A 21,836-nucleotide genomic window follows, 5' to 3' on the forward strand; every position below is an offset into this window, starting at 1 on the left:
GAGCGCTCGCGCGACGAACGGAGAGCCCTGAATGTATGACATGCCAGAGGAAATCGACGTCACTGCCGACGGCGCCCTGCGCATCATCACGCTGAACCGGCCCGATGCGCTCAACGCCGTCAACGACGCCCTGCACGTCGGGTTGGCGAAGCTCTGGGATGCCCTCAACGAGGACGCCGACGCGCGGGCGGCGGTGATCACCGGCGCGGGCCGGGCGTTCTCAGCGGGTGGTGACTTCAACTATCTCAACGAGCTTCGCAACGATGAAGCGTTGCGGCAGAAGACGATCAAACACGGCAGGGACATCGTCATCGGCATGGTGCGGTGTCGCATCCCGGTGATCGCCGCCGTGAACGGCCCGGCCGTCGGGCTCGGTTGCAGCCTGGCGGCGTTATCGGACGTCGTCTACATCGCCGAGACGGCGCACTTCGCCGACCCGCATGTGCAGATCGGTCTGGTGGCCGCTGACGGTGGCCCGCTGGTGTGGGGCTCGCAGATCAGCCTGCTGCAGGCCAAGGAGTTCGCGTTGACCGGCGTGCGGATCAAGGCGCAGCGCGCCGTCGAACTTGGACTGGCCAACCACGTGGTCGAGGATCCGCTGGCCGAGGCGATCGCGTGCGCCAAGAAGTTACTCGAGTTGCCGCAGCAGGCGGTGGAGGCCACCAAGCGGCTGATGAATCTGCAGTTGGAGAAGTCGGTGATGGCGTCGCTGGACTACGCCAACCTCGCGGAGTACGTGTCGTTCGGCACCGCGGACTTCAACAAGATCGTCGACGGCCTGATCGCCAAGGGCAAGTAACTGTCCTCTCCTTTCCCGCGAGCGACCGTGTTTGTACACCGACACGCCGCGGATTGTTGGCATTTTGCGGTCGCTCGCGCCTAGGTGGCGGCGCTGCGCGTGGCGCGCTCCTTCATCGACGCGATCACGCCCCCGTCGTTGAGGATGTCGGTGCCGGTGAGGTAGCCGGCCTTGTCGCCGGCGCAGAAGGCCAGCAGTTCGGCCATCTCCTCCGCGGTGCCCCACCGTGGGACCGCGGCGTCGGCGACCATCGCACCCGCACCGGCCTGCTCCTCGAGCCTGCCCATCTCGGTGTCGATGGACCCCGGTGACACCGAGACGATGCGCAGGCCGCGGCCGTTGAACCGTTCGGCCTGCGAGGTGCTGTACCACCGCACGAAGCTCTTGCTCACGGCGTAGGCGATGCCCGAGCGCATCTCCTCGGGCACGACGCCGCACGCCGTCGCCATGTGATGCATGAAGGCGGCCTCGTCCTGCACGGCCAGCGAAAAGTGGCCCGTCGGAATCATTTCCTCCGGCAGCATGTGGGCCGCCATCGATGCCACGTTGACGATCGCGGCACCCTCGCCCGCAGACGCGAAGAACGCCTCGTTGACATTGACCGTGCCGATCGCATTGGTCCGCATCACGTAATCGGCGTCGCCCATGCTGGGGCTCACCCCGGCGGTGTGGATGACCGAGGCGATCTGCCCGACGCCGGCTGCGGTCTCGAACAGACGGGCAACCGCCTGCCGGTCGGTGACATCGCAGTTGACGACGATGGGTGAAATCCCAAGGCCGGTAAGGGCGGCGGCCGCATCGTCGAGCCTGTTCTGCCGGACGTCGCAAAGAATCGGCGTGTGGGTTCGGCCGACTATCTTGGCCGTGGCCAGACCCATTCCGCCTGCGCCACCGGTGATCACCGACACCTGATTCATTCGTGCGCCTTTCTCATGCGACGAGTTCTTCCGACCGCTGCACGGTACCGGTTATGCCGCTGGAATCCTGTTGCGCCAGCAGCACAGCGGCATTCGCCATCGCCTCGGGTGGCTCGACCATCTCCGGCGGAATCTCCATGCCACCGCCGCCTGCCTGCCAGCCCTCGGTCAGCACCACGCGCGACGGGCTCAGGCAGTTCACCGCGATGTTGTCGGGCCGAAGGTCCGCGGCCAAACCGAGATACAACCGCTCGACGCCGGCCTTGGACACCCAGTAGGCGTTGGCGCCGTGCTCGATCATGCCGACGCCGGTGGTCGTGATCGCGATCAGCGACCCGCCGCCGCGCGCCTTCACATGCGGGATCACGGCCTTCGTCACCAGGAACACCCCGGTCAGGTTCACGTTCATACACAGCTGCCAACGCTTCAGCGGTGTGGACTCGATCGGGCCCAGCCACAGCACGCCCGCGTTGGCGACCAGCACGTCGATGCCGCCGAACTCCGAAACCGTCTGCACGACAGCGGCTTCGACGGATTCCTCGCTGGTGACGTCGCACTGCACGGGTAACGCTTTGCCGCCACTGGAGGTGATCCGCTCGGCCACGGCGTGAATGGTGCCGGGCACTTTGCCTTCTTGTTCGGTGCGGGCCGCGACCGCCACCGCGGCGCCCTCGCGTGCCAGCGCCTCGGCAACCGTCGCGCCGATGCCGCGACTGGCACCGGCGACGAACGCGACTCGGCCTTCCAGCACCCGGCGCGCCATCACTTCGGCGGGAACCGCAGCGCCCCGTCGAGACGAATGATTTCGCCGTTGAGATAGTCGTTTTCGATGATGCTTTGCGCCAGTTGCGCGTACTCCGTCGACCGGCCCATGCGCTTGGGGAACGGAATCTGCGGGGCCCAGTACTGCTCGAGTTGGTCGGCGGCCTTACCGTACGCCGGTGTGTTGATGGTTCCCGGCGCGATGGTGACGACGCGAATTCCCCACGGGGACAGGTCACGTGCCGCGACCAGGGTCATACCCAGTACACCGCCCTTGGCGGCGGAGTAGGGGAGCTGGCCGATCTGACCTTCATAGCCGGCGATCGACGCGGTGTTGACGATGACCCCGCGGCCACCTTCTTCCAGCGGCTCCGATTTCGCGATCTCGGCGGCCGTCAACCGCATCACGTTGAACACCGCCGTCAGATAGAACGCGATCGTCTTCTCGAAGGCCTCCATGCTCAGTGGCGAACCGTCCTTGCCGACCAACCGCCCGCCGCCCGCCGGGCCGCCATGGGTGTCGACGGCGATGCGCAGCGGCGCCAGCGCCGCCGCTTCCGCGATGGCCGCGTTGACCGATTCCTCCGAGGTGGCGTCGGTGCGTACATACCGCACGCCGAGTTCGCTCTCGAGTTCCTTGCCCTTGTCGTCGGCCAGGTCGGCGACAACCACCTTGGCCCCCGCACCGTGCAGGCGGCGCACGGTCGCCTCACCCAGGCCACCCGCCCCACCGACGACGATCGCCGAGCTACCTGCGATTTGCATGTGGTTCCCCTTCTTGCAACTGGCACTCTCGGACTGAGAGAATAGCATTCTCATCAGAACGGAGACACCCATGCCTGACGCCGTCATCGTGTCCGCACTACGCACCCCCATCGGCACCGCGGTGAAGGGGACGCTGCGCGACACCGACGCCTACCGGTTGGCAGAACACGTCGTCGGCGCGGCGGTATCCGAGGTCGGCAGCGCGCCGATCGACGATGTGATCCTCGGCGAGGGCCTGTACGGCGGAGGCGTGGTGGCCCGCCACGCGGCCATCACTGCCGGCCTGTCGTCGGTGCCGGGTCTTGCCGTCAACCGGCACTGCGCCGCGGGCCAGGCCGCCGTGCAAGCCGCCGCGGCCAGCATCCGGGCCGGCATGGACCAATTGATCCTCGCGGGTGGCGTGAACTCCGCGTCGACCTCACCGCGGTTCACGCGGCAGCGGGGTGACGAGAAGGTCGACTGGTTCCCGCCGACCCATCCCAACCGGCCCGACGCCCCCAACATGGACATGTCGATCACCGTCGGGTGGAACGCCGCCGTCAAGGCAGGCGTATCGCGCGAAGAGATGGACGAATGGGCTTTGGGCTCGCACCGCAAGGCGATCCAGGCCATCGACGAAGGCCGGTTCAAACACGAGATCGTGCCGATCGAAACCCCGCACGGCCTGTTCGAGGTCGACGAGCATCCCCGGCGTGACACCAGCATCGAGAAGTTGGCCGCGCTCAAACCGTTGCATCCCGAGATCGACGGGTTCTCCATCACCGCGGGCAATGCGTGCGGCGGCAACGACGGCGCGGCGATTCTCGGTATCGCCACTGATCGCCTCGGGCTGCCCGCGCTGGCCACGATCAAGGGGTGGGCGTCGGTCGGTGTCGATCCGGCGTCGACGGGTCTCGCGCCGGTCGAGGCGATCCCGAAAGCACTTGGCCGGGCTCGCCTTTCACTCGCCGACGTCGACCTTTTCGAGATCAACGAAGCATTCGCGTCCATGTGCGTGGCGACCATCAAGCTGCTCGACCTCGATCCGGACAAGGTGAACCCCAGCGGCAGCGGCTGTTCGCTCGGCCATCCGGTCGCGGCGACCGGCGCGCGGATGCTCGTCACGCTCGTCCATGAACTGCGCAGGCGCGGCGGCGGAATCGGGGTCGCGGCGATGTGCGCAGGCGGCGGTATGGGCTCGGCCACCATCATCGAGGTGCCGGCTCCTTAAACTGACACCGGTGACCATCGACGAGCTCATCGAGGCGGCGCGCGGCGGATCGGCCAGGGCGGCCGGTCGGCTGCTCAGCCTGGTCGAAAGTGAACGCCGCACCGAGGTGCTCGACGCGCTCGGGCCGACGCCGCGGCCCCGCATCGTCGGCGTGACGGGTCCACCGGGCGCCGGTAAGTCGACGACGGTCGGGGCGTTGGTCGGCGCCTACCGCGGCCGGGACATGCGGGTGGCGGTGCTCGCGGTCGACCCGTCGTCCCCGTACAGCGGGGGAGCGCTGCTGGGCGATCGCATCCGAATGGCCGCTCACATCAACGACTCCGGCGTCCTCATCCGCTCTGTCGCCACCCGCGGCCACCTCGGCGGGCTTGCCGCGGCGGTGCCCGCCGCGATACGACTACTGGCCGCGCTGGCCTACGACCTGATCGTGCTGGAGACCGTCGGCGTCGGGCAGTCGGAGATCGAGATCGCGGCCGTTGCCGATCCGACCGTCGTCATCTTGAATCCCGGTGCGGGCGACGCGGTTCAGGCCGCGAAGGCGGGCCTGCTCGAAGTGGCCGACATCGTGGTGGTGAACAAGGCCGACCGGGACGGCGCCGACCAGACGGTCCGCGACCTGCGCGCTGAGACCACGGCGCCGATCCTCAAACTCATTGCCGCACAAGGTGAGGGGGTGCCCGAACTGGTCGAGGCGATCGAGGAACACCACCGCGCCGACAGCCTCCAGCGACGGATCGCGCGGGCGCGGGCGCAGATCCTGTCGTTGGCGCAGACCCAGTTGCGAACTCATCCAGATTTGGACCGGCTCGCAGAACTCGTGGCCGAGGGCAGCGACGATCCGTATACCGTTGCGGAGCAACTGATCAATCCGAAGCCGGCAGATTGAGCATCCGGCGCGTCATCTCCTTCAAATGCGCACGCAGCGTGTCGCCGTCGACGTCGGCGAGCAGTGGGTGCATCACCGCCACGCTGATCGCACTCGACAGCATCGCCGCATGCAGGCGTGCCTGTACCCCGGCCTCGGTGCCGAGCAGCGCGGCGTAGAGGCGTTCGATGAACCGTTGAAACGGCTCGTATTCGGCTTGCAGTCGGATGATGACCGGATCGAACAGCGGAACGCTGAACTCGCCGCGACGTTCGATGGCCTGCTCGATCATCCTGTCCAGCAACACTTCCCGCGCCCGCAAGGGGTGCCCCTGCGCTTCGGCGGCTTCGACCGCGTCCTCGAGCTTGCTCATCTCCCGTTCGGTGATCGCGATGACGATCTCTTCCTTCGTCTTGAACTGCCGGTAGACGGCGGCCTTGGTCACGCCCATCTCGTCGGCGATCATCTGCAGCGATGTCCCGCTGACGCCGTGCTCGGAGATCAGTTTCAACGCCGCGTCAAGCACACGGGTTTGAGCTGCCGTGCGCGTGATGGCACTGAACCTGCTCTCTTGTGTCGACGTCACAGCGACGAGGGTAGCCCAGGATTGACCGCCAGGTTGCCGATCGGCTACCGTCCAAGTTGCCGATCGGCAACCGAGCTAGCTGAAGAGGTTCGACGATGAGACGCCCTGACGGCGAGTTGCTTCTGTTCTGGACGTTGCCCGCGATCGCGATCATCTGGGTAGCCGCGTTCTTCCTGTTTCCCGGCTTCCTGCACCCCATGTCACCGACGCTGTCGGCGGACGCGGTGGCCGAGTTCTACCGGGACGAGACCGCGCGGATCCGGTACAGCATGATCTTGTTCAACTGGTTCGGCGTCGGCCTGATCCCCACCGTCATCCTGTTGGCGATGCAGGTGCGGCGGATGGCGCACCGCACGCCGATCCCGTCCTACAGCTTGATCGCCTGCGCCGGCGGCCCGCCGTGTCTGTTCTTGATCGCCAACATGTTCTGGCTCCTCGGCGCGTTCCGGCCGGAGCGCGCCCCGGAGTTGACCCAGTTGCTCAACGACCTCGCATGGGTGACGTTCACCGTGTTGGTTCCGTACCTGATCGCGCAGTGCCTGCTGCTCGCGTTGGCCATCTACTGGGATCGCCAGGAGCAACCTGTTTTCAAGATGTGGGTGGCGCACTTCAATCTGTTGATCGCGGTCGCGCTGGGACCTGCCGCATTCACCGCGCTGGCCGTCACGGGGCCGTTGGCGTGGGACGGCCTGCTGTCCTTCTGGGTGAAGAACATCGCGATCGCCGCGTGGATCGTGGTGATGGGAGTCGTTCTCGGACAGCAGATTCTGCGTCGACGCGTCGAGGAGCCGGTCGCCGCATGAGTGCACCGCTGAGCCGGTTGTGGTGGAACTTCCGCCACCATCCCAAGCGAGAGCTGTGGTTCGCGTGGTGGGTGATGGTGGTCTTCTATCAGCTCTACGGGGTGCTGTTCTTCCTTGTCACGCGTGTTCAGCCACCACCGAGCCCGGCCTGGAGCACCCCGATGGTCGTGCAGTGGTTCGATGCGCGCCACCACGGAATCCTCGCCGGATTCGGTGTGGTGTTCCTCATCTCGGGCATGTGCGCGCCGATGAACGCGCTGCTGGCCTACTCGATGCGGCGGATGTCGGTCAGCAAGGTGTTCGGATACTCGTATCTGATCATGTACTCGCTCAGTGCGATACCCGGCATGCTGGTGATGGCCATCGCGATGACTGTCGGCGCCCTGCGACCCGATCGCGACCCCGAACTCATCGGATGGCTGTTCGACTTCGCTTTCCTGTCGTTCAGCGGCACCATGGGCGTGTTCATGATCGGCTCCGTGGTCTGGTTGGTCGCCATCCTGATCGACAGGAACGGGGTGTTTCCGAAGTGGTTCGGCTATCTGGGGCTGTGCAACGCGCTGACCGAGGTCGTCGTCGCGCCGGCGTGGATCTTCCAACGCGGTGTCTTCGCCTGGAACGGAGCGATCGCGTGGTGGATCAACATGGTGGTGTTCGTCGCCTACACCGCGTGCTTCATCGTGCTGCTGCGCAGGATGATCGAACGCGAGGACTTCGGTACCGGACCGTTGCCTGACCTACCCGCCAAAACCGAGGGCAGTCAGGCGGATTCGGTGGGGGCACTGCAATGACGAACCTGCAGGAAGACTCCTCGACCGACCAGGTCGACCGCGAGCAGGGCCGGTTCGTGCCGGGCCAGCCGGACATGTGGGTGTTCGTCCTGTTCGAATCGCTGCTGTTCACCGGATATTTCTCGGTCTACCTCATCGGTCGCATCCAGAACCGCGACCTGTACCTGCAGTCCCAGGCCGCGCTCGACCTGCGCTTCGGGATCTTCAACACCGTTGTGCTGCTGCTGAGTTCGTGGGCGATCGCCAGGTGTGTCCAAGCGTCTCGCGAGGGCGCGTATCGCGGTGCGCTCCGAGACGCGTTCCTGACGATCGGTCTGGGTGTGGCGTTTTTGGTGTCCAAGGTGGTGGAGTGGACCAGGGAGATCCGGCTGGGCCACACGTTCACAGAGAACGAGTTCTTCGAGCACTTCTTCTTCCTGACGTCCATCCACCTCATCCATCTGCTGATCGGCTTCATCGTGATGGGCGTCGCCGTGTACCAGTTGTGGAGCCCTGCGCGGCGCTCGCAGCAACTGGTGGAGACATGCGCAACCTATTGGCACACCGTCGATTTCCTGTGGGTGCTGATCTTCGCGTTGATCTACGTGGTGAGGTGACCGATGAGCGGAACATTCAACAAGAGGCTGGCCGTCGTCTGGCTGGTGCTCACCGTGATGACGCTGGCGTACGTGTGGTTGGACCGCTCGGCCGACGACGACGGGATGCTGAAGGCCAGCACCGTCGTCACGGTCAGCGCGATCGTCATCGCTTTGGTGAAGGTGCGCATCATCTTCCGCGAGTTCATGGAAGTCCGGCATGCCCCGGTGTTGCTGCGCCGCCTCACCGACGGCTGGGTGGTGCTGATGGCGGTGTGTCTGTTGGGCAGCTACTTCATCGGCTCGGCGGTGGTCGGTTGATTCCGGCGAGCAGACGCAAACTCGCACATCTTGAGTGAAAAACATGCGAGTTTGTGTCTGCTCGCCGCGCGTCAACTGGCGATCTCAGCCCGCGACAGGTGGTGATCGATGCGTTCCGCGAGTCGCCATGGTCGTCGCCGTATGTCGTCGACGACTATCGGGATGAGAGTCCAACCGGCCTCTTGAATACTCGCGAGCCGTGTTTTGTCTCTGACCATTTCCGACCGGCCCGCATGCCAGGCGATACTCTCGTATTCTGCGGCGACACGGTAGTCGGGCCACGCGTAATCGACACGCCACACTTCACCGTCGAGTCCAAGGATCTCGTACTGGAGCTCAGGCAACGGCAGCCCATAGTCGATCATGATCAGTCGACCCTCGCTCTCCATGCCTGACTCCGCGCGACCGTCGGCATATGGCAACAGTTCTCGGACGCGAACGATGCCGCGGCGGCCCTTCTGCTCTCGCACAGCGCTTTCCAGCTCGATAAGGCTGCAGGCCGAAGCGTGCAGGGCTGCATCCAGCGTCGCGAGTGCACGTGGTCGGCTCAACTGGCGAGCCACCTCGACTGCAGTCCAAGCCGGGGCCGTCGCCAACCGGCCGGCAATCCGCCGCAGCGGTGCGCCCACCCGTTGGTGCACCATCAGGCCGACAGTGGGCCGCATTCGAACGCCCGGGTCAAGGACATGAACCGCGTGGGTGTTCTCGAGGTCGAAGCCGTACAGCGCGGCGGCCGTGCCCATGCACGGGACTGCACTCTGCCCCATGTGTAGATCCAGTGCCGCCAACCGGCCGATGAGGCCTGGCTCCGAAGCGGAATAGATTCCTCTCCACACGCGAACCAGATCGCCGTTTCGAACTCGAACATCTAGTTGTTGCCGAGTCATAACCGTCAGCAATTGTGCTGTTGTGGCGAATCCGCCACACTCCTTCATCAATCTCAGGGCAGCGCTACGCATCTCATGATCGTCAGTGCCGACGTCGGCAGGGGACACCGCAGACGCTCAATGTGGGGATGAAACGCTGCCTGTGGATAAGTTTCACTGCACTGAGCAGACGCGAACTCGCACAAAACTCGCAACAAAATGTGCGAGTTTGCGTCTGCTCGCGCCTGGAACAGTGCGCGGAGAATTAGGCCCGATTGGCCGCCGCCAGGCCCGCGCGGTAGCCGAACACCATCGCCGGGCCCAACGTGCCACCGGCGCCGCCGTAGGCCTTGCCGGTAGCGCCCGCCATCGCGTTGCCCGCGGCGAACAGACCCGGGATGGCCGAGCCGTTCACGTGCAACACCCGGCCGTCGCGATCGGTGCGCGGGCCGCCCTTGGTGCCCATCGCGCCGATCGACACCGGCACCGCATAGTAGGGCGCCGTGTCGATGGGGCCAAGCGTCTTGCCTGCCGGGGTGGCCGCCTTGTCGTCGCCCCAGTAGCCGTCGTAAGCACTTGAGCCGCGGCCGAAGTCGGGATCGGTCTCGTGTGCGACGTTGTCGTTCCACGCCGCCAGTGTGCGCGCGAGACCGTCGGGGTCGATGCCGGTCTTGGCGCCGAGTTCGGCGAGGCCGGCACTCGGTGAGAACCAGTCGGGGGCTTGCGCGCCGGGCAGCACGCCGAGGAAGCCATACCGCTTGAGATGCAGCGAATCGAACACGATCCACGCCGGGTCGTTGGCGTACCCGTTGCGGGGGTCGAGGTACTGGAACGGGCCCGCCATCGAGTTGTATTCACCCGCTTCGTTGAGGAACCGCTTTCCCGCCCTGTTGACGATGATGCTTCGCGGCCGGGTCCGCTCGAGGCGCACGCTGCGACTGCGCGGATGCCCCTGGAATGTGTCGTCCGGCAACTGCACGATGGGCACCCACCACGCTTCGCCCATGTTCGCGAGGTCGGCACCGTGTGCCATCGCCATGCGCAACCCGTCGCCGGTGTTGTTCGGCGGCGACACCGCGCCGCGCATCGGGCCGCGCAGATAGGCCTCGACCAGTTGCTTGTCCCACTCGAACCCGCCGGTGGCGAGCACCACGCCGCGGCGGGCCCGCACGCGAATATCGTTGCCGTCCCGCTGGATTCGTACGCCCGTGATGCCGGCGCCGTCGGCGAACAACTCGACGGCGCGGGCATTGGTCTTCGGTGCCACGCCGACGTCGAGCAGGCCCTTGAGCAGCCCGGCGACCAGCGCCGTGCCGGCCACGCAGTAGTCACCGGACTCGCTGTCCACCGCCGCATGGATACGGGCCCTGGTCTCCGCGTCGATGCCGACGTTGCTGAAATCCGCTGGGAACGAAGTGATCCGGTCGCGCCAGTCGCCCAACCGCGCCAGATCGAACGGCTTGGCGTTCAGCGATCGACCGCCGCCTGGCCGACCGCCGGGTAGCTCCGGCTTGTAATCGGGGAAGCCCTCGGCGATCTCGAACTGCAACTCGCTGTGTGCCTCGACGTAATCCAGCATATCGGCGCCGGTTTGCACGAACGTCTGCATCAGCTCGTCGTCCATATAGCCGAGCGACTGCGCACGCAGGTACGCCGTCGCGTCCTCGACCGGCAACTCACCGTCGGCCGAACGCGAATGCGCCGGAATCCACACGATGCCACCGGAAACCGCCGTCGTACCGCCGACGGTAGCCGCCTTCTCGAACACCTCGACCGACGCCCCGCTGCTCGCCGCGGTCAGCGCAGCCGTCAATCCCGCGCCACCGCTGCCCAACACGACCACGTCGACGTCGGCGTCCCAGTCGTTCACGTCGGACTCCCTTCGTTACGCATGCTGAACGTGAGCTTGTGTTCGAAAAATCTCCGAGATTTCACACATGAGCTCACGTTCGACGACCCCTTCAGCTGAGAATTGCGGATAGTTCGTCGGCGGCCTTGAGGACGGCGTCTCTGCCGTCGATGACGACATCCTCACGATGCGAGATCAGGTTGATGCACGTCGGCGGTGAGGGCGGCTTACGCCGCACCGGCACGGCGAGCCCGTACGTGTTCGGCTCGACCTCACCGTGGGTGATCACCCAACCTTGTTGACGGGCAAGAGGAACCAGATCCCGTTCGCCAGGCCGCGGCGGCATGCTGGCGAGCAGCGCGATCCCCGCCGCGCCGCGTTCCAGCGGATATCGACTGCCCTCGTGGAACGACAGTTGATAGAAGACGTTGCTCGGCACGATCACCGCGATCGCCACCTGCTGATCACCCTCGGCGACCAGTAACGACACCGTCGTGCCGAGTTCGTCGGCCAGTTTGCGCAGCGTCGGCACACTCAACTGCCGGACATTGTTGTCGAACGACGCCCCCAGCACGGCCAGTCCGGTGCCCGACCGGTACCGGCCGTCTTCGCCCTTGGCCACCATGCGGAACTGCGCGAGCGTGTTGAGCAACCGGTACGCGATCGTGCGGTGAACGCCGATGTCGTCGGCGACCTGCTGAACCGTCAAACCAGTTCGCGCGGCGGCGACCAGTTGCAGCGCGGCCAACCCTCTGGCCAGGGTCTGCGAGCCGGGCGCACCGTTGGGCGCTTGGCCCTCGGAGACCATGGCGGCCCCTTCCTTGACAGATTAAGTCCGCGAGAGTGATGCTCTGACTATAGTGCACATGATTGTGCGATAAATGAGCAGAGTGCTTACAAAATACGAGAATCACATTCTCGGAGTCAAGAGAGGGTGACGAGTGGCGGAGCACGAGAGCGTGTGGAGTGACCTGCAGGGCGTCCCCTTCTCGCAGGGGTTCCTCGACGCGGGCGGAGTGCGCACCCGCTACCTGCACGCCGGTGACCCGGCGAACCCCGCACTGGTGTTCCTGCACGGGTCGGGCGGGCACGCCGAGGCGTATGTGCGCAATCTGGAGGCCCACGCCGAGCACTTCTCCACCTGGTCGATCGACATGCTGGGCCACGGCTACACCGACAAGCCCGGTCACCCGCTGGAGGTGAGCCACTACGTCGACCACTTGATGGCGTTCCTCTACGCGATCGGCGCCGAGCGTGCGCACATCAGCGGCGAGTCGCTCGGCGGCTGGGTCGCCGCGCGCGCCGCCGTCGACCACCCGGACCGGATCCACCGACTGGTGCTCAATACCGCGGGCGGGTCACAAGCCGACCCCGAGGTGATGAAGCGGATCATCACCTTGTCGATGGCCGCCGCCGAGGACCCCACGTGGGAGACCGTGCAGGCCCGCATCAAGTGGCTGATGGCCGACAAGTCCAAGGGTTACGACGACATCGTCGCGAGCAGGCAACGCATCTATCGACAGCCGGGATTCGCCGCGGCGATGAAAGACATCATGGCGCTGCAGGATCCGGAGATCCGGGCGCGGAATCTGCTCGGCCCCGCCGAGTACGGGTCGATCACCGCGCCGACCCTGGTGGTGTGGACCAGTGACGATCCGACGGCCGACGTCGAGGAGGGTCGTCGCATCGCGTCGATGATCCCCGGCGCCCGGTTCGAGGTCATGCCGGGCTGTGGGCACTGGCCCCAGTACGAGGATCCCAAGACGTTCAACGCACTGCATCTCGACTTCCTGCAGGGGCGCTGACGATGAGCAACCGGGCGGACGTCGTCATCGTCGGGGCCGGGCCCGTCGGCCTTACCCTGGCCAACATCCTTGGCCTGCAGGGTGTTCGGACTCTGGTGGTCGACGAACGGCCGTCGTTGATCGACTACCCCCGCGGCGTCGGACTCGACGACGAAGCCATTCGCACCTTCCAGTCGATCGGTCTGGTCGACCGCATCCTGCCGCACACCGTGCCCAACCAGATCCTGCGGTTCTTCGACGCCAAACGCCGACTGTTGGCGGAGATGGCGCCACCTGATGCGCGGTTCGGATGGCCGAAGCGCAACGGCTTCGTGCAACCGATGGTGGACGCCGAACTGCTCTCCGGCCTGGACCGGTTTGACCACGTCGAGGTGTGGTGGAACAGGCGGATGGAGTCCTGCAGCGAAAACACCGACGGCGTGACCGTCGGATTCGCGGACGGCAGTGAGCCCGTACGCGCACGGTACGTCGTCGGATGCGACGGCGGCCGAAGCGTCACCCGGCATCTGATGGGGGTGTCGTTCGACGGCACCACATCGTCGACGCGCTGGCTGGTCATCGACTGCGCCAATGATCCGCTCGGTCATCCCAACAGTGAAGTGGGTGCCGACCCCGCGCGGCCATACGTCTCGATCTCGATCGCGCACGGAATTCGCCGCTTCGAGTTCATGATTCACGCCGACGAGTCCGACGCGATGGCCGAGGATCCGGCCTTCGTCAGGCGCATGCTTTCGCAACTGGTACCGCATCCGGAGCGCGTCGACATCATCCGGCACCGCGTCTACACCCACCATTCCCGCATCGCCGGGGCGTTCCGCAAGGGCAGGCTGATGCTGGCAGGCGACGCCGCGCACCTGATGCCGGTGTGGCAGGGGCAGGGCTACAACAGCGGCATCCGCGATGCCGCCAACCTGGGCTGGAAGCTGGCGGCGGTGGTCAACGGCCACGCCGGCGACGGGCTGCTCGACACCTATGACGTCGAACGCCGCAAGCACGCGCGCGCGATGATCGACCTGTCCACCCTTGTGGGGCGGGTCATTTCGCCGACGAATCGGCGGGTGGCCGCGCTGCGTGACCGTGTCATCCACGCGGCTTCGGTGGTGCCAACGCTCAAGCGGTACATCCTCGAGATGCGGTTCAAGCCGATGCCGCGCTACCAGGAGGGCGCGGTGTTCCACACGGGCGGGGAGACCTCGCCGACGGGGACGCTGTTCATCCAGCCGCGGGTGGACACCCGCGACGCGCAGAACGTCCTGCTCGACGACGTGCTCAGTCCCGGGTTCGCCGTGTTGTGCTGGAGCAACAATCCGCGCGCATTCCTTGGCGACGACGTGTTCGACCGGTGGAAAGCGTTGGGAGCCACATTCGTTGCCGCCCGGCCGATGACGCAACTGCACTGGACCGGACACGACGATCCCGACGTCGTGATCGTCGGGGACCGCACCGGTGCGCTGAAGTCATGGTTCGACACCTACACCGACTCCGTGTTGTTCCTGCGGCCCGACCGCTGCATCGCGGCAGCGTGCATCGCCCAACGCGCGGCCGATGTGTCCGAGTCGCTTTTCAAGGTTCTCTGTCTGACCCCGGGAGGAGGTAACGGTGCCACTCGCCCTCTGCTGTATGTCGCACAGCCCACTGCTGAATCTTCCGGGACCGTCGCAGGATCTCCTTGACGACATCGAATCCGCGCTCGCCAGGGCGCGTGACTTCGTCGCCGCCTACGACCCCGAACTCGTCGTCATCTTCTCCCCGGACCACTACAACGGGTTCTTCTACCGGACGATGCCGCCGTTCTGCATCGGCACCGCGGCCCAGGGCGTCGGCGACTACGGCACCCACGCCGGCCCGCTCGACGTGCCTGCGGACATCGCGACCGAATGCGCCAGGGCTGTGCTGGAATCCGGTGTCGACGTGGCGATCTCGGCCAGCATGGACGTCGACCACGGCACGGTGCAGCCGTTGCAGAAGCTGTTCGGCGACGCGACCGCACGGCCGGTGATCCCGATCTTCATCAACTCGGTCGCAACGCCGCTGGGCCCGCTGCGCCGGGTGCGTGCGCTGGGTGCCGCCGTCGGCACATACGCGGCGACGCTCGGCAAGCGTGTATTGCTCGTCGGATCCGGTGGGCTGTCCCATGATCCGCCGGTGCCGACGCTGGCCACCGCGCCGCCCGCGGCACTGGACCGGATCGTGCACGGCCAGCCGATGACAGCCGAGCAGCGGCAAGCCCGCCAGGTCGCGGTCATGGAGGCCGCGCGTGAGTTCGCGGGCGGCCATGGGCCCCTTCAGCCGCTCAACCCGGACTGGGACCACGCGTTCCTCGAATTGCTGGACACCAACCGGCTTGCCGACGTCGACGCCTGGTCGAACAGCTGGATCGAAAAGGAGGCCGGCCACTCGGCCCACGAAATCCGCACCTGGGTGGCGGCATTCGGCGCCCTTTCCGCTCACGGCCGGTACGCGACGAAGGACCGCTTCTACCGGGCGGCTCCCGAATTGATCGCGGGGTTCGCGATCCGAACGGCGGTGCTGGATGTCTGAACTGTTCGATCACACCGTCGACGTGCTGGTGGTCGGGTCCGGCGGGGGCGGCATGACGGCCGCGCTCGCCGCCGACGCCTCGGGTCTGGACACCCTCGTCGTCGAGAAGTCGCCGCAGTTCGGCGGTTCCACGGCGCTGTCCGGTGGCGGCATCTGGGTACCGGGTGCCCCGAGCCAACGCAAGGCGGGCTACGTACCCGACCCCGACGGGGTCTTCGAGTACCTCAAGCAGATCACCGGCGGCTTGGTCAGTGACGCGCGGTTGCGGCAGTACGTCGACAGCGCGCCTGCGATGATGGAGTTCCTCGAGAACCTCAGTCCGTGGTTCGAGTTCGTCTGGAAACCGGGCTACGCCGACTATTACCCCGAGTTGCCCGGCGGCTCGCAACTCGGCAGCACCATCAACGTGCCTGCGATCGACCTGCGTAAGCTCGGCGACGAGGAGCAGCATCTGCTGCAGCCGCTGGCGCTGGCGCCCAAGGGAATCTGGTTCGCCCCCAAAGATCTTCGGCTGTTCTATCAGGTTCGGCAGAACTGGCGCGGCAAGGCTGTGCTGCTGAAGCTGATCTGGCGGATGTTCCGGGCCCGGGTGTTCGGCGATCGGATGGCGGCCATCGGCCAGTCGTTGGCCGTCCGACTGCGCCTTGCGCTCAAACAACAGGACATTCCGCTGTGGCTGAACGCGCCGATGACCGAACTGATCACCGATGTCGACGGCACCGTGATCGGTGCGGTGGTCGAACGGGACGGCGGAGCGCTTCGGATCCGCGCGCGCCGCGGCGTGATCCTGGCCAGCGGCGGATTCGACCACGACATGGCCTGGCGGCGTCAGCACTTGCCGGTGCTCGAAAAGGACTGGAGCTTCGGCAATCCCGCCGCAATGGGCGACGGCATCCGGGCAGGGGAGAAGGTGGGCGGTTCGACGGACCTGCTCGACGAGGCGTGGTGGTTCCCGGCCATCTGCTGGCCCGACGGCCGTCTGCAGTTCATGCTCAACGAGCGGATGATGCCGTCACAGTTCGTCGTCAACGGGGACGGGAAGCGATTCATCAACGAGGCAGCGCCCTATATGGATTTCGCGCACGCGATGATCGACGGCCAACGCTCCGGTGTTTCGCACATCCCGTGCTGGCTGATCACCGACATCCGGTCGTTTCACCGCTACGTCGTCGCAGGCCACCTGCCGATCCCGAAGATTCCGTTCGCACCGGTGCCCACCGGGTGGAAGGTGCCCAACGCGTGGCTGGAATCCGGTGTGGTCAAGGAAGCCAACAGCTTCGAGGAACTCGCGGCGAAGATCGGGGTGCCCGCGGACAACCTGCGTGCCACCGCTGACCGGTTCAACCAGTTGGCGCACAAGGGTCACGACGATGACTTCAACCGCGGCGACAGCGCCTACGACAACTACTACGGCGACCCGACGCTGCCCAACCCGAATCTGTTCCCGGTGGGCAAGCCGCCGTACTACGCGTTCCAGATCATCCTCGGCGACCTGGGCACATCGGGCGGGCTGCGCACCGACGAATTCGCGCGGGTCCTGCGCGAGGACGACAGCATCGTCAAAGGCCTGTACGCCGTGGGCAACGCGTCGGCGGCCGTGATGGGACGCAGCTACGCGGGGGCGGGCGCAACCATCGGGCCTGCCATGACATTCGGCTACGTGGCCGCCAACCACATCGCACGCACAACCGAGAGCAATCACCAAGACCGCTCGATCTTCCAAGGAGGAAGCAAGTGAAGGTTTCTTTGTTCTACGAGTTTCCGCTGCCTCGGCCGTGGGCGCCCGACGACGAGCACAAGCTCTTCCAGGACGGACTCGACGAGGTGGAAGCCGCAGACAAGGCGGGCTTCTCGACGGTGTGGCTGACCGAGCACCACTTCCTCGAAGAGTACTGTCACTCCACCGCGCCCGAGATCTTCCTCGCTGCGGCGAGCCAGCGCACCAAGGACATTCGGCTCGGCTTCGGCATCATGCATCTTCCGCCCGCCGTCAACCACCCAGCCCGCGTCGCCGAGCGCGTGTCGACACTCGACCTGCTCTCCAACGGCCGCGTGGAGTTCGGCACCGGCGAGTCCTCCTCGGTCGGCGAGTTGGGCGGCTTCGGCATCGACCCCGCCGACAAGCGCAAGATGTGGGAAGAGGCGCTGGAAGTCTCGATCCGCTGCATGATCGAAGAGCCGTTCACCGGCTTCAAGGGCGAGCACGTCGAGATGCCCCCGCGCAACGTGGTTCCCAAGCCGCTGCAGAAACCGCATCCGCCCGTGTGGGTTGCCTGCACCCGACCGGCGTCGGTGTCGATGGCCGCGCAGAAGGGCCTCGGCGCACTGAGTTTCGCCTACACCGGTCCCGGCCCGCTGGCCGAGCGGGTGAACGGCTACTACAAGGAGTTCGAAGAGAGCGCGGTGCCTGTCACGCCGCAGATGAACCCGAACATCCTCGCGATCGGCGGCGACCTGTCGATGATGGTGGCCCCCACCGACGAGCAGGCCATCGAACGACTCGGCAAGGGTGGCGGCTTCTTCGCGTTCGGCATCATGCACTACTACATGACCGGCATGCACACCCCGGGCCGGACCGGCGTGTGGCAGCGGCACCTCGAAGAGATCGAGAAGGATCCGAGCATCGTCTACGGCCCGGATCGTGGCCCGATCGGCAGCCCGGCGACCGTGCGCGAGTTTCTGCGCGGCTACGAGGAAAGCGGTGTCGACGAACTGATTCTGCTGCTCACTCCGCGCCGTCACGAGGAGACGATGGAGTCGATCGAACTGATGGGCAAAGAGGTGCTGCCCGAGTTCATCGAGCGCCACGAGAAGTCGGCCGCCGAGAAGGCCAAGCGCATGGAGCCGATCCTAGAGAAGGCCGAGGCCCGCAGGCCGGGGTCCAACGCGCCGGAATTCGACGAGACATACTCGTTCGGCGGCCTGCCGACCGGCCGCGAGAACTACACCGCGAATGAGGTGTCGCTGGCGATGGACGAGATGAACGCGGGCATCGAAGCCGCTGCGGCGAAGTTGAAGTTGGGGGAGGGGTGGGACAGCAGGAATCCTTCTGCGGACAAGAAGTGAGCATCGACGAACTCTGGCGTTACGACGGCCGCCGCGCCGTCGTCACCGGGTGTGCGTCGGGCATCGGTGAGCACGTCGCACGTCAGCTCACCGAACTGGGCGCCGAGGTCGTCGGGCTGGACGTGAAGCATCCCGCGTTGCAGCTCAAGGAGTTCCACGAGGTCGACCTCGGCGATGCGGCGTCGATCGACCGGGCAGCAGCAGCCATCGACGGGCCGATCGATGCGTTGTTCAACATCGCGGGCGTGTCGTCGGGGATCAAGGACCCGCTGCGGGTGGTGACCATCAACTTCCTCGGCACGCGGCACTTCATCCAGGCGATGGTGCCCAAGATGCCGCCGGGGTCGGCGATCGCGAATGTGTCGTCGTTGGCGGCCTCGGCTTTTCGCGAGAACGCGGTCGACACGATCGGCCTGCTCGACACCGCGTCCATGGCTGACGGGATCGAGTGGTGCCGGCGCAACCCCGGGCCGGTCGCCGAGGGCGGCGGCTATCGGCTGTCGAAGGAGGCCTTGATCCTCTACGGCATGGCCAACGTCTCGGCGCTGGGCGCCAAGGGAATCCGGATCAACTGCACCGGCCCAGGGGTCACCGATACGCCGATCCTCGATCAACTGCGCTCGGCGTACGGGCAGGAGTTTCTCGACTCCTTTCAGACGCCGCTCGGTCGTGTCGCAGGCCCGGACGAGCAAGCCAGTGTGCTGGTGTTCCTCAACAGCGACGCCGCGCGCTACATCAGTGGTCAAGTGATCTGGGTGGACGGGGGTTCGGTGGCGGAAAGGGTGTTCGGTGACGTGACGGACGAGCGAAAAGCAAAGCATGGCCAGCCTGAATGACTTTCGTCGCGTCGCCGACGACGTCCGCAACTGGGGACGGTGGGGCGACGCCGACGAACTCGGCACGCTGAACTTCATCACCGCCGAGAAGGTTCAACAGGCGGCCGCGCTGGTCAACAGCGGCAAGGTCATCTCGCTCGGCGGCGACTTCGGTTCGGGCGGCCCGCAGGGCGCCTTCCAGTTCCGGCAGAACCCCACGCACGTGATGACCGTCGACGGCGGCGACGCGAACACGCTGGCCGAATTCGGGCCACAGTGGCTGCGCAATTCGGTGGCGCACCAAGTCAGCGAGTTCTTCGTGGACAACCCATTCCGGTTCAACGACGACATGATCGTGATGCCGTTGCAGGCCGCCACGCAGTGGGACGCGCTGTCCCACGTCTACTACGAGGACAAGCTCTACAACGGTTTCCCTGCGGACTCGGTGACCAGCTTCGGTGCCTACCACTGCGGCATCGACAAGGTCGACGGTAAGGGCATCATCTCGCGCGGTGTGCTGCTCGACGCGGTCCGTCACCGCGGCGCAGACGTGTTCCTCGAACCCGGAAACTCGGTCACCCCAGCCGAACTCGACGACATCGCCAAGGCGCAGGGCGTGACCATCGGCCGAGGTGACATCGTGGTGGTGCACACCGGCTGGTGGACCCGGTTCTGCGCCACCGGTGACGGCGCCGAACCGGGCTCGGGCCTGCATTGGACCTGCGCGTCCTGGCTGCACGACAACGAGGTGGCCGCGGTCGCCGCCGACAACCTGATGGTGGAGGACCCCGACCCGGCCAACGGTGTCGAGGGCACCTTCCTCCCGATGCACATGCTGTGTCTGCGCGACATGGGGCTGATGCTCGGCGAGTACTGGAACCTCACCGAATTGGCGGCCGACTGCGCCGCCGACGGCGTGTACGAATTCCAATTGATCGCACCGCCGTTGCGTGTCGTCGGCGCCGTCGGCTCCCCGGTGAACCCCATCGCAATCAAGTAGGTAGGACATGACTACAAGCACAACCACAGGCGGCGCGCCGCTGGTCGTCGGTCTCGGCGGGACCCTGCGGGCCAACTCGTCCACCGAGCGCGCGTTGCGGTACTGCCTGGACGCCGTCGAACGACAGGGCGGGCGGACGACGTTCTTCGCCGGACCCGACCTCGATCTGCCGATGTACGCGCCGCATGAACTGAAGCGCACGCCGAAGGCGCTCGAACTTGTCAGCGCACTGCGCGATGCCGACGCGGTCGTCGTCGGATCACCCGGCTACCACGGCGCGGTGTCCGGACTGGTGAAGAACGCGCTGGACTACATCGAGGATCTGCGCGACGATCCGCGGGTCTACCTGGACAACACCCCGTGGGGCTGCATCAGTTGCGCTTACGGATGGCAGGCGGCGGTCGGAACGCTCGGCCAATTGCGCAGCATCGGCCACGCCCTGCGCGCATGGCCGACGCCGCTCGGCGTCGCGATCAATTCGGCCGACCAGATATGGGACGACGCGGGCCGGCTCGCCGACACCGGTGTGCAGGGCCAACTCGACATGCTTGCCACTCAACTGCTGGCGTTCGCCCGCGCCGCCTGGGAAACGGCGTGACCGACTACTCCCGCAAGACCATCCTCGTGGATGGATTGGTCACGGCGTATCTCGAAGCGGGACAGGGTGATCCGGTCGTGCTGCTGCACGGCGGCGAGTTCGGTGTCAGCGCGGAGATCGGGTGGGAACGCAACATCGCCACGCTCGCCGCACACCACCGCGTGTTCGCGTTGGACATGCTCGGGTTCGGCGGTTCGGCGAAGGTGATCGACTTCAACGACGGCCGAGGCATGCGGATCAGGCACATCGCCCGATTCTGTGATGCGGTCGGCATCGAGTCGGCACATTTCGTCGGCAACTCGATGGGCGCGGTGAACCTGTTCGTCGACGCCACCTCGGACACCCCGCAGTTGCCCGCGCGAACTCTAGTGATGATCTGCGGTGGCGGCGAGATCCAGCGCAACGAGCACTCCGCCGCGCTCTACGACTACGACGCAACGCTTTCCGGGATGCGACGCATCGTCGAGGCGCTGTTCTACGACCCCGCATACCCCGCCGACGACGCCTACGTCCGGCGGCGCTACGAGTCGAGCATCGCACCAGGCGCATGGGAAGCGCTCGCGGCCGCACGCTTCCGCCGCCCTGGACTGGAGCCGCCTGCATTGCCGTCGAGTGACCGGCCGTATCAACGCATCGCGGTACCCACGCTGGTGGTGGAAGGCGAGTGCGACAAACTCCTTGCGCCGGGGTGGGCGGCGGAGATCGCAGCCAAGATCCCGGGCGGCCGGTCCTGTGTAGTGCCAAAAGCCGGTCACTGCCCTCAGATTGAGCAACCATCGGTGGTGAACCACGTGCTGGTGGACTTCCTGAACGAGGTGCAACGAAAGGTGCCTGCGTCATGGGGATGAAGTACTTCCGCCGAGATCGACGTTTCGGCGCGTTTCTCTCGAACTTTTCCTGCG

At 66.0% G+C, this 21,836-nt stretch carries 23 protein-coding genes; 16 read left to right on the plus strand and 7 right to left on the minus strand.

What is annotated here, in order from left to right; all coding sequences use genetic code 11:
* The first annotated feature begins 31 nt into the window (after positions 1-31).
* Complete coding sequence (locus C1A30_RS00445) at positions 32-799, plus strand: enoyl-CoA hydratase/isomerase family protein (protein WP_101946325.1); 768 nt, start codon at positions 32-34, stop codon at positions 797-799.
* Between the two features lie 80 nt (positions 800-879).
* Here the strand turns inward: C1A30_RS00445 and C1A30_RS00450 are convergent, their stop codons facing one another.
* From C1A30_RS00450 to C1A30_RS00460, 3 genes are read right to left on the minus strand one after another with little or no spacing between them, the layout of a single operon-like run.
* Positions 880-1,716 carry an SDR family oxidoreductase gene (locus tag C1A30_RS00450; RefSeq protein ID WP_101946326.1) on the minus strand — a complete coding sequence of 279 codons (837 nt, stop codon included), beginning with the start codon at positions 1,714-1,716 and terminating at the stop codon, positions 880-882.
* 13 nt (positions 1,717-1,729) lie between these two features.
* Positions 1,730-2,467, minus strand: coding sequence for an SDR family NAD(P)-dependent oxidoreductase (locus C1A30_RS00455; protein ID WP_235009591.1), 738 nt, complete (start codon positions 2,465-2,467; stop codon positions 1,730-1,732).
* An 11-nt stretch (positions 2,468-2,478) separates the two neighbouring features.
* Entirely contained in the window at positions 2,479-3,243 is a 765-nt protein-coding gene (locus C1A30_RS00460; RefSeq protein ID WP_101946328.1) for an SDR family NAD(P)-dependent oxidoreductase, read from the minus strand.
* Positions 3,244-3,313: 70 nt separating this feature from the next.
* Between C1A30_RS00460 and C1A30_RS00465 the strand changes: the two genes are divergently transcribed.
* Together C1A30_RS00465 and meaB are read left to right on the plus strand one after the other, a co-directional pair.
* Positions 3,314-4,453, plus strand: coding sequence for a thiolase family protein (locus tag C1A30_RS00465; protein ID WP_101946329.1), 1,140 nt, complete (start codon positions 3,314-3,316; stop codon positions 4,451-4,453).
* Positions 4,454-4,463: 10 nt separating this feature from the next.
* On the plus strand, positions 4,464-5,339 hold the full coding sequence (gene meaB, locus C1A30_RS00470) for a methylmalonyl Co-A mutase-associated GTPase MeaB (protein ID WP_101946330.1): 876 nt from the start codon (positions 4,464-4,466) through the stop codon (positions 5,337-5,339).
* Here the strand turns inward: meaB and C1A30_RS00475 are convergent.
* The gene (locus tag C1A30_RS00475; protein WP_101946331.1) at positions 5,317-5,904 is read right to left on the minus strand and encodes a TetR/AcrR family transcriptional regulator; all 588 of its coding nucleotides are present in this window, start codon (positions 5,902-5,904) and stop codon (positions 5,317-5,319) included. The two genes, meaB and C1A30_RS00475, sit on opposite strands and share 23 nt — an antisense overlap.
* Before the next feature lie 95 nt (positions 5,905-5,999).
* On the opposite strand from C1A30_RS00475, the gene C1A30_RS00480 reads away from it, so the two are divergent.
* The 4 genes from C1A30_RS00480 to C1A30_RS00495 are packed head-to-tail and all read left to right on the plus strand — an operon-like array spanning position 6,000 to position 8,394.
* Positions 6,000-6,707 carry a hypothetical protein gene (locus C1A30_RS00480; RefSeq protein ID WP_101946332.1) on the plus strand — a complete coding sequence of 236 codons (708 nt, stop codon included), beginning with the start codon at positions 6,000-6,002 and terminating at the stop codon, positions 6,705-6,707.
* Complete coding sequence (locus C1A30_RS00485) at positions 6,704-7,498, plus strand: hypothetical protein (protein ID WP_101946333.1); 795 nt, start codon at positions 6,704-6,706, stop codon at positions 7,496-7,498. Before C1A30_RS00480 ends, C1A30_RS00485 begins: the two co-directional genes overlap by 4 nt.
* Positions 7,495-8,094: a cytochrome c oxidase subunit 3 gene (locus C1A30_RS00490; RefSeq protein ID WP_101946334.1), complete on the plus strand. Its 600-nt coding sequence runs from the start codon at positions 7,495-7,497 to the stop codon at positions 8,092-8,094. The genes C1A30_RS00485 and C1A30_RS00490 overlap by 4 nt, the downstream gene beginning before the upstream one ends.
* A gap of 3 nt (positions 8,095-8,097) precedes the next feature.
* Positions 8,098-8,394 carry a cytochrome C oxidase subunit IV family protein gene (locus C1A30_RS00495; RefSeq protein WP_101946335.1) on the plus strand — a complete coding sequence of 99 codons (297 nt, stop codon included), beginning with the start codon at positions 8,098-8,100 and terminating at the stop codon, positions 8,392-8,394.
* A 71-nt stretch (positions 8,395-8,465) separates the two neighbouring features.
* Here the strand turns inward: C1A30_RS00495 and C1A30_RS00500 are convergent, their stop codons facing one another.
* The 3 genes from C1A30_RS00500 to C1A30_RS00510 form a co-directional block, all read right to left on the minus strand.
* Complete coding sequence (locus C1A30_RS00500; RefSeq protein WP_101946601.1) at positions 8,466-9,353, minus strand: hypothetical protein; 888 nt, start codon at positions 9,351-9,353, stop codon at positions 8,466-8,468.
* Positions 9,354-9,525: 172 nt separating this feature from the next.
* Complete coding sequence (locus tag C1A30_RS00505) at positions 9,526-11,130, minus strand: FAD-dependent oxidoreductase (RefSeq protein ID WP_101946336.1); 1,605 nt, start codon at positions 11,128-11,130, stop codon at positions 9,526-9,528.
* 91 nt (positions 11,131-11,221) lie between these two features.
* Positions 11,222-11,917 carry an IclR family transcriptional regulator gene (locus C1A30_RS00510; RefSeq protein ID WP_101946337.1) on the minus strand — a complete coding sequence of 232 codons (696 nt, stop codon included), beginning with the start codon at positions 11,915-11,917 and terminating at the stop codon, positions 11,222-11,224.
* Between the two features lie 133 nt (positions 11,918-12,050).
* On the opposite strand from C1A30_RS00510, the gene C1A30_RS00515 reads away from it, so the two are divergent.
* The 9 genes from C1A30_RS00515 to C1A30_RS00555 are packed head-to-tail and all read left to right on the plus strand — an operon-like array spanning position 12,051 to position 21,782.
* Entirely contained in the window at positions 12,051-12,914 is an 864-nt protein-coding gene (locus C1A30_RS00515; RefSeq protein ID WP_101946338.1) for an alpha/beta fold hydrolase, read from the plus strand.
* A 2-nt stretch (positions 12,915-12,916) separates the two neighbouring features.
* Complete coding sequence (locus C1A30_RS00520; protein ID WP_101946339.1) at positions 12,917-14,587, plus strand: bifunctional 3-(3-hydroxy-phenyl)propionate/3-hydroxycinnamic acid hydroxylase; 1,671 nt, start codon at positions 12,917-12,919, stop codon at positions 14,585-14,587.
* On the plus strand, positions 14,535-15,455 hold the full coding sequence (locus tag C1A30_RS00525) for a 3-carboxyethylcatechol 2,3-dioxygenase (RefSeq protein WP_101946340.1): 921 nt from the start codon (positions 14,535-14,537) through the stop codon (positions 15,453-15,455). The genes C1A30_RS00520 and C1A30_RS00525 overlap by 53 nt, the downstream gene beginning before the upstream one ends.
* Positions 15,448-17,193, plus strand: coding sequence for an FAD-binding protein (locus tag C1A30_RS00530; RefSeq protein ID WP_101946341.1), 1,746 nt, complete (start codon positions 15,448-15,450; stop codon positions 17,191-17,193). Before C1A30_RS00525 ends, C1A30_RS00530 begins: the two co-directional genes overlap by 8 nt.
* Complete coding sequence (locus C1A30_RS00535; RefSeq protein ID WP_101946342.1) at positions 17,190-18,521, plus strand: LLM class flavin-dependent oxidoreductase; 1,332 nt, start codon at positions 17,190-17,192, stop codon at positions 18,519-18,521. The genes C1A30_RS00530 and C1A30_RS00535 overlap by 4 nt, the downstream gene beginning before the upstream one ends.
* On the plus strand, positions 18,518-19,357 hold the full coding sequence (locus C1A30_RS00540) for a coniferyl-alcohol dehydrogenase (protein ID WP_101946343.1): 840 nt from the start codon (positions 18,518-18,520) through the stop codon (positions 19,355-19,357). Before C1A30_RS00535 ends, C1A30_RS00540 begins: the two co-directional genes overlap by 4 nt.
* Positions 19,341-20,336, plus strand: a complete 996-nt coding sequence (locus tag C1A30_RS00545; protein WP_200828117.1) for a cyclase family protein — start codon at positions 19,341-19,343, stop codon at positions 20,334-20,336. The genes C1A30_RS00540 and C1A30_RS00545 overlap by 17 nt, the downstream gene beginning before the upstream one ends.
* A gap of 7 nt (positions 20,337-20,343) precedes the next feature.
* The gene (locus C1A30_RS00550) at positions 20,344-20,934 is read left to right on the plus strand and encodes an NADPH-dependent FMN reductase (RefSeq protein ID WP_101946344.1); all 591 of its coding nucleotides are present in this window, start codon (positions 20,344-20,346) and stop codon (positions 20,932-20,934) included.
* Complete coding sequence (locus C1A30_RS00555; RefSeq protein WP_235009592.1) at positions 20,931-21,782, plus strand: alpha/beta fold hydrolase; 852 nt, start codon at positions 20,931-20,933, stop codon at positions 21,780-21,782. The genes C1A30_RS00550 and C1A30_RS00555 overlap by 4 nt, the downstream gene beginning before the upstream one ends.
* The last annotated feature ends 54 nt before the right edge of the window (positions 21,783-21,836 follow it).

Origin of the sequence: Mycobacterium sp. 3519A (assembly GCF_900240945.1) — a bacterium.
Taxonomy (GTDB): Bacteria; Actinomycetota; Actinomycetes; order Mycobacteriales; family Mycobacteriaceae; genus Mycobacterium.

Bases quoted from the DNA above. Each gene is read 5' to 3' on its own strand.
- C1A30_RS00445 (WP_101946325.1), top strand. From the start codon at position 32: ATGTATGACATGCCAGAGGAAATCGACGTCACTGCCGACGGCGCCCTG.
- C1A30_RS00450 (WP_101946326.1), bottom strand. From the start codon at position 1,716: ATGAATCAGGTGTCGGTGATCACCGGTGGCGCAGGCGGAATGGGTCTG.
- C1A30_RS00460 (WP_101946328.1), bottom strand. From the start codon at position 3,243: ATGCAAATCGCAGGTAGCTCGGCGATCGTCGTCGGTGGGGCGGGTGGC.
- C1A30_RS00465 (WP_101946329.1), top strand. From the start codon at position 3,314: ATGCCTGACGCCGTCATCGTGTCCGCACTACGCACCCCCATCGGCACC.
- C1A30_RS00480 (WP_101946332.1), top strand. From the start codon at position 6,000: ATGAGACGCCCTGACGGCGAGTTGCTTCTGTTCTGGACGTTGCCCGCG.
- C1A30_RS00485 (WP_101946333.1), top strand. From the start codon at position 6,704: ATGAGTGCACCGCTGAGCCGGTTGTGGTGGAACTTCCGCCACCATCCC.
- C1A30_RS00490 (WP_101946334.1), top strand. From the start codon at position 7,495: ATGACGAACCTGCAGGAAGACTCCTCGACCGACCAGGTCGACCGCGAG.
- C1A30_RS00495 (WP_101946335.1), top strand. From the start codon at position 8,098: ATGAGCGGAACATTCAACAAGAGGCTGGCCGTCGTCTGGCTGGTGCTC.
- C1A30_RS00500 (WP_101946601.1), bottom strand. From the start codon at position 9,353: ATGCGTAGCGCTGCCCTGAGATTGATGAAGGAGTGTGGCGGATTCGCC.
- C1A30_RS00510 (WP_101946337.1), bottom strand. From the start codon at position 11,917: ATGGTCTCCGAGGGCCAAGCGCCCAACGGTGCGCCCGGCTCGCAGACC.
- C1A30_RS00520 (WP_101946339.1), top strand. From the start codon at position 12,917: ATGAGCAACCGGGCGGACGTCGTCATCGTCGGGGCCGGGCCCGTCGGC.
- C1A30_RS00525 (WP_101946340.1), top strand. From the start codon at position 14,535: ATGTCGCACAGCCCACTGCTGAATCTTCCGGGACCGTCGCAGGATCTC.
- C1A30_RS00530 (WP_101946341.1), top strand. From the start codon at position 15,448: ATGTCTGAACTGTTCGATCACACCGTCGACGTGCTGGTGGTCGGGTCC.
- C1A30_RS00545 (WP_200828117.1), top strand. From the start codon at position 19,341: ATGGCCAGCCTGAATGACTTTCGTCGCGTCGCCGACGACGTCCGCAAC.
- C1A30_RS00550 (WP_101946344.1), top strand. From the start codon at position 20,344: ATGACTACAAGCACAACCACAGGCGGCGCGCCGCTGGTCGTCGGTCTC.